The following is a 6,202-nucleotide window of genomic DNA, read 5'->3' as shown; positions in this document are numbered from 1 at the left end:
GCGGCATTGAGCGCCAGGATGTTGGTCTGGAAGGCGATGGAGTCGATCACGCCGATGATGTCGGCGATCTTCTGCGACGCGGCGCTGATGCCCTGCATGGTCTGCACCACCTGGGTGACGACCTCGCCGCTTTGCACTGCAACGGTGCGCGCTTCGCCGGCCAATGCACTGGCCTGGCGCGCGCTGTCCGCATTCTGGCGCACGGTGGAGCCCAGTTCCTCCATCGAGGCGGCGGTTTCTTCCAGAGCGCTGGCCTGGCTCTCGGTGCGTGCCGACAGGTCGTGGTTGCCCTGCGCGATCTGGGCGCTGGCCGTGGCCACGCCCTCGGAGCCCGCGCGCACCTGGCCCACCACGTCGGTCAGTTGGCGGCGCATCTGCACCAGGGCCGCCATGAGCTGGCCCACTTCATCGCTGCCATGGTGCTCTGCCGTGGCCGTGGCGCGCAGGTCGCCCTGGGCCACGGCATTGGACAGCTGCACCGCCTGTGCCAGCGGCACGGTGATGGAGCGCGCGAAGCCGCGTGCCAGCACGATGGCCGCCACCAGGGCCAGCGCCAGCAGGCCGAGCTGCCACAGCAACTGCCGCTGCAGGCCTGCGACGCGCTCCTGCAAGGCGCCGTTGAGCAGGTCCATGGCCTGGGCATTGAGGGCATAGAGTGCGTCGATGGTGCGCGTGAACTCGTCGAAGTAGTCCGAGGCCGGCGCCGAGAACTCGGTGGCCTGGAGGATGTCCCTGCCGGCGCGCTGCAGCGCCTGCTGGACCTGCGTGTCCACCGCCTGGGCCGCGCCGCCCAGAGCCTGGCGAAAGGCCGGGTTGTGGCCCATGGCGCGTTCCAGGCTGCGCAGCGTGTCGCCCTGCAGCTCCACCACGCGCTGCTGCAGCGCCACCAGCCCACCCTTGCCCTCGGGGGCCAGGGCCTTGCTGCTCAGCGCGGCAGAGCCTTGCGCGCGCATCACGCCGAGCTTTTCTCCGAGCATGGGCACGTGCACCAGCGAGGCCTGGACCAGGGCGTTCGTGTCCTGGCCGGGGTCGAGCGCCAGTCCGTAGTGGTGGAGCAGGGTCTCGTTCAGGCGCATCACCCCGGCGATGAGCTGGGTGTGCTGCGCTGTGCTCTGGGCCGGCTGCAGGTTGCGCGCCGCCACAGCCTGCTCCAGGGCCTGCCAGGTCTGGTGCAGCTGCTTCAAGGTGCTGTCTTCGGCAGCGGGCGCGCCGGCCTGTGCCAGCCGGGTGCTCGCCTCTGCCAGGGCCTTGTCCACCGCCTCGCGCGCGGCGGGCCGGCGCGCGGCCAGGGCCTCGTTGCCGCCCAGCATGCTGGCCGATAGACCCCGGTGCACCTGCATGCCCTGCACCAGCTTGTTGAGCGCCAGCAGCGCAGGGGCGCCGCGCGCCTCCTGGCGTGCGGCGGCCATGTCCTGTAGCGCATCGCGCACGTGCATGGAGGTCGGCAAGGCGATCATCCCCAGGGCGATCAGCCCGAGAACCAGGAATTTGCGGGCCAGAGGCAGGCGGTGCAAGGAGGACATGGCGAAGAGCGGCAGCCGTTGCATGCGCGGGGTTGCGGCCCCGGCGCGGCGCCGGGTCGGGGGCAGGGGGGGTCCCCGGCCTTTCAGCAAGCGACATGCCAGATGCGCCGGTGCTGCGCCGCAGGTCGCCCCAACACGCCCGTTCGGTGGGTGGCGGTGCGTTCCTACAGGGTGCAGGGCGCTTAATCGGATATACCGACAGCAGCTTCCGAGGAGACCACCGCATGCATTCCATCACCCTGCGCTTTCTGGCGTCGCACACCGCCCCGTCGGCGTCCGGCCGCATCTACGGCGGCACGGTGCTGCGCTGGATGGACGAGGCCGGTTTTGCCTGTGCCAGCGCCTGGGCCGGGGACAACTGCGTGACGGCCTTCATGGGCAACGCCAGTTTCGACCGGCCCATCCACCCCGGTGACCTGGTGGAGGTGCAGGCCAGCCTGGCCCACACGGGCGAGACCAGCATGAACATGCTGATCGAGGTGCGCAGCGGCGGCATCCGGGAAAAGGAGCTGCGCCAGGTCACCCATTGCGCAGCCGTCTACGCAGCACTGGACGAGGACGGTGCACCCCGCGCGGTGGACAAGTTCACGCCCGAGACCCCGGGCGACATGGCCCTGGCCGAGCGTGTGAACGCCCAGGTGGAGGCCGCCCGCCCCGCTGCAGGCACAGCCCACTGAGGGCTAGCTGGCGTTGACGACCTGCAGGAAGTCGGCGTCCTGCCGGTACCGGTCGAAATCCGTGTCCTGCAGGAATTGTGAAGGGGGCTTGCCCAGGCCGCGCGCCCTGGCTGCCGCCTGCAGCATGCGCGCCTTGTCGCCCGTGAGGGCGTAGTAGCAGGCCAGGTTGTACATCAGCGTTGCGTTGGTCTGCACCGCCGGGTCGAAGCCGGAACCGATCAGGGTTGCCATCACGGCCTGGGCCAGGTCGGGCTCGTTGGTGTGCAGGGCAAAGGCCAGGGTCTGGCTGGCGATCACCCCGACGTTGTAGACCTCCTTGTCGTCGCGGCGGTACTTGCCCACGTGCGGGTAGACCTGGGCCAGGTAGTGGCGCACCAGGCGCGAGGACGAGGCGAAATCCCGCTGGCCGTTGAAGTGGTTGACCAGCTGCGCATAGGCGTGGGTGATGTCCGAGGACAGGTCCTGCGCGCGCTGCAGGTCCTGCGCCAGGTCCTGGGCGGCCTGCAGGAAGGCAGGCAGCGCACCGGGCGAGCGCTGCGCAGCGGCATTCGCTTCCCTGAGCACGCGGAGTGTCTCGGCGCGCGTGGACGCGGGGCGTGGCGGCTGGCCCAGGTAGGCGATGCGGGCGCCTGGCAGGGCCTGCTGCAGGCTGCCGCTGCGCAGCAGCACCGATATGCCCGACACCGGGCCTTGCAGGTCGGGCACCTGCACCACCAGCTCCACGGGGCCTTTGCCGCCAGCGAGCCGCTCGAAGGCCGATCGGGTTGGCGCCGCGGGCAGGTCGATGCGCAGCCGGGTCTCTTCTTCCTCGGACGAGGCGGTCCACTGCAGCGTCAGCGCAACCGGTGGTTCGCGCAGCGCAGGCCACAGCGCTTCCATCGGGATCTGCGGTCCCAGGCCGGCGATGCGCTGGCGTGCCTCGGGCTTGCGCAGCCAAGTGTGCGCGGCAGGCGCGGCCGCAAACTCCACGTTGCCGCTCACCGCGTACGAGTGGGTCGTGGGTCCGTTGAACAACGGGCGCCAGGTGCCGGTCCCGCGGTCCGTGGCAGGCGCCGGCACGGCCCCGCGGGGGCGCACCACGTACAGGCCGATTTCCTTCTCGTAGTGGCGCAGCAAGGCCTCCTCGCCTGGGTGGTGCAGGTAGCTGCGCGGGTGCACCGTGAACCAGGGGTTCGCGCCCGGCAGTGCTGGCGACAGGTCCCACCAGGCCATGTTGGGAAAGTGGTACTTGCCATCCTCGCGGGGGATGAAAGCCTTGAACCTGAGCACCTCGCCGCCCACGCGCAGCTCCGTGGAGGCATCGCCGAACCAGTAGCGGCTGGGCAGGTTGCCAGGCACGCCCAGGGCCTTGAGGGCCACGCCCACGGTGGCACCGAGCAGTTGCCCGCTGATGCCCTCCTCCAGGTGCAGGCGGCGGCGTTCGAAGTCCACCACCCGGGCGTGCGAGGCATCCGGCGGCGAGCGGTAGAAGTCCTCGGGCTCGATCTCCTGCCAGCCCTTGCGGGCGGGGCGGTAGCCATCGAGGCAGGTGGCGTTCCAGCCCAGTTTCTCGTCCGAATGGGTGCGCTGGCGGCAGTAGGTGTCCACCTTGTCGCGCCAGCGGGTGATGTCCAGGACCCATGCCTTGCCGCCCGACAGCAGGTAGGCCCAGGCGCTGGTTTCGTTGCGGCCGAATTCCACGTGTTCGGCGCGGTCCAGCTCGGCAAACAGCTCGCCCTGCGACAGCCGGTTGCCGTCCACGGTGGGGGCATACGCTTTGCGCTGCCGGTCGCCGCTGTACACCCAGTCGGTGTAGTACTGCGGCGTGAAGACGATGCCCGAGGTGTGGATTCCGCTGGGCACGCGCAGGCTGTCCAGCAATTCCCCGTGCGGGCCGAATTTCCACAGGTAGCCACCGGCCACTGCAACCAGCTGGCGCGTGCGCGGTAGCGCGAACAGGCCCTCCACCTGGCCGTGCAGCACCTTGCGCACTTCCAGGTTCTGCGATGCCGCGGTGTTGTCGGACAGGCGCGGGTAGTCGGGCGGCGGTGCCGGCGGCCTGGCGCCGGCGGCCAGGGGCAGCATGGCAGACATGGTCAGGAGCGCAAAGGTGCGGAGCAGGGAGCGGTTCATGCAGGAGGGGCGGCGAAGGAGCCGCCATTCTGGCCCAGGCCCCCGGCCTGCCACCCCCCGTCGGTGCTGCCGAAGTTGTGCCAAATTGTGCAAAATTGGGCGGTGCAGCGCTTTATCCCTCCCCCTTGCGATTTGCAGCCCTGGCTGGAGGGGGCGGTGGCCGTGGACAGTCCGGCCGAACTGCAGGGCTCGCAGTTCCCGGCCATGGTGGGCAGCATGCTGGTCGTGCGCCTCGAAGGCGAGGTGCTGCGTGACGGCACGGTGCTGCCTGCCGCGGCCTGGATCAGTGCCAGCACGGTGGCCACGGCCTATGTGCACCAGGGCCGTGTGCGCGCCGTGGGGCTGATGCTGCGGCCCGAGGCGGTGCCGTCGCTGCTGGCCGCCGGGCGGGGCGTCGTGAACGCGGTGCGGCCCATGGCGACCATGGCCGCAGCGTCCTGGGCCCTTGCCGAGCAGGCCATCCGTGCGGCGCCCGATGACGAGGGCCGCATCGGCGCGCTGTGGCAGTTCGTGCGCCAGGAGCGGGCCTCACAAGCGCGGTGCGAAGAGCGCCTGGTGCAGGCCAGGGCCTTGCTGGAGCACGCAGGCGCGAGCGCGCAGGGCACAGCGCCGTTTTCGGGCGTGGGGCCGCGCCAGTTCGAGCGGCGCTTTGTCGCCGAGTGGGGCATGACGCCCAAGCAGTTCCAGGTCATCGCCCGGTTCAGCGCCACGCTGCAGCACGCGATGGCCGTACCGACGGAGCCCGGTGCGCACCTCGCGGCCGACCAGGGCTACTACGACCAATCGCACATGGCGCGCGACATGCGCAGGCTGGCAGGCCAGCCCCTGCAGGGGCTGGTGCAGGAGGCGGCCCGGAGTTCACCCAGCGCGCATTGGCCCTTGCAGGTCGGCGCGCAGGCGCATCAGGCGGCAGATTCGCCGCGCAGGCGCTGAGCCAGGTACAGGGGCAGCGCGAACGCCAGGCCGATGCCGAAGCAGGCCGCGACGTAGGCCCAGCGCCACGCCCCGAGGCGGCGGTCACTGGCCACCCAGGCCGAGAACGCCACGGCTGCGAGGTACACGTCCACGGTGATGCCGGCGGTCAACGCGTTGGCGGCGGCATCGCGCCAGTACACGTCGGGCGCGACGCTGCCCCCGCCCTGGAAATACACCAGGTTGAAGTACCAGGGGACGGCCATGCCGGCAATGGCCAGGAGGAAAAGAAAACCGCGCAGGTGTTTTTGCTTCATGTGTCAGGGGCCCGCACGCATGGCAGGCGTTGGGTGGATCAAGGACCCCTGAGACTAGGCTTGCAAGCCCTCTGGCGATAGGAAAAATGCGACATGGCCGGCGCGCTGCGTGCCGGCTCCGTGCTCACTGTGCGCGCGGGAAGGAGGTGACCGAACCTTCCACCTTCTGTTCCTGGCTGCCCGGCGGGCAGGCCTCGTCGGTATAGACCGTGCGGCCGTCCTGGATGCACTTGCGCAGCTGGGGCACTGGGGCCGAGGCTGCCCCACGCGTACCCGCGGCAGCACCCTGCGCGGTTTTCTTCTCGGGAGGCAGGGAATCCTCACCGGGGCGGTTCATCTTGCTCCAGGCCTTGTCGACCCAGGGGCGGACCTGGGGCAGCCATTGGTCGGCCGTCCACCAGGCCGTCCCGGCGGCCGCCAGCACGGCCAGTGTCCAGAGCGTGGGTTTCCAGGGGTTGCGCATGGCCGTGGCCCCCTCCCATCAGCCCAGGTGCTGGCCCAGGATGCCGGCCAGCTCGAACATGCCGGCCGAGTCCTTGCCGAACACCGCGCGCAGCTTGTCGTCGGCGACGATGGTGCGCTTGTCCTTGGGGTCCTGCAGGTTGTTCGCCTTGATGTACTCCCAGAGCTTCTTCACGGCCTCGGGCCGGGCCACCGGCTC

Annotated in this window: 7 protein-coding genes; 2 read left to right on the top strand and 5 right to left on the bottom strand. The window is 70.2% G+C overall.

From position 1 onward, the window contains the following. Window positions 1–1,523, bottom strand: a 1,523-nt coding sequence (locus PMI14_RS28690) for a methyl-accepting chemotaxis protein (RefSeq protein ID WP_035206244.1), incomplete at its 3' end; no start/stop codon positions are given. A 224-nt stretch (window positions 1,524–1,747) separates the two neighbouring features. Here PMI14_RS28690 and PMI14_RS28685 point away from each other — a divergent pair. Continuing rightward, window positions 1,748–2,200 carry an acyl-CoA thioesterase gene (locus PMI14_RS28685; protein ID WP_007860216.1) on the top strand — a complete coding sequence of 151 codons (453 nt, stop codon included), beginning with the start codon at window positions 1,748–1,750 and terminating at the stop codon, window positions 2,198–2,200. Between the two features lie 3 nt (window positions 2,201–2,203). On the opposite strand, the gene PMI14_RS33820 is transcribed toward PMI14_RS28685, so the two are convergent. After that, the gene (locus tag PMI14_RS33820) at window positions 2,204–4,312 is read right to left on the bottom strand and encodes a hypothetical protein (protein WP_007860215.1); all 2,109 of its coding nucleotides are present in this window, start codon (window positions 4,310–4,312) and stop codon (window positions 2,204–2,206) included. Window positions 4,313–4,468: 156 nt separating this feature from the next. On the opposite strand from PMI14_RS33820, the gene PMI14_RS28675 reads away from it, so the two are divergent. Beyond that, window positions 4,469–5,245, top strand: a complete 777-nt coding sequence (locus tag PMI14_RS28675; protein ID WP_007860214.1) for a helix-turn-helix domain-containing protein — start codon at window positions 4,469–4,471, stop codon at window positions 5,243–5,245. Here PMI14_RS28675 and PMI14_RS28670 read toward each other — a convergent pair. The 3 genes from PMI14_RS28670 to PMI14_RS28660 all read right to left on the bottom strand — a co-directional run. Beyond that, window positions 5,215–5,541: a DUF2834 domain-containing protein gene (locus PMI14_RS28670; RefSeq protein WP_007860213.1), complete on the bottom strand. Its 327-nt coding sequence runs from the start codon at window positions 5,539–5,541 to the stop codon at window positions 5,215–5,217. The two genes, PMI14_RS28675 and PMI14_RS28670, sit on opposite strands and share 31 nt — an antisense overlap. Window positions 5,542–5,665: 124 nt before the next feature. Further along, the gene (locus PMI14_RS28665) at window positions 5,666–6,004 is read right to left on the bottom strand and encodes a hypothetical protein (RefSeq protein ID WP_007860212.1); all 339 of its coding nucleotides are present in this window, start codon (window positions 6,002–6,004) and stop codon (window positions 5,666–5,668) included. 18 nt (window positions 6,005–6,022) lie between these two features. Then, window positions 6,023–6,202, bottom strand: a 180-nt coding sequence (locus PMI14_RS28660; RefSeq protein ID WP_007860211.1) for an SWIB/MDM2 domain-containing protein, incomplete at its 5' end; no start/stop codon positions are given.

Origin of the sequence: Acidovorax sp. CF316, assembly GCF_000276605.1 — a bacterium.
Taxonomy (GTDB): Bacteria; Pseudomonadota; Gammaproteobacteria; order Burkholderiales; family Burkholderiaceae_C; genus Acidovorax.
Note: the sequence above shows the minus strand (reverse complement) of the source record. Positions and strands in the feature narration are given on the sequence as shown.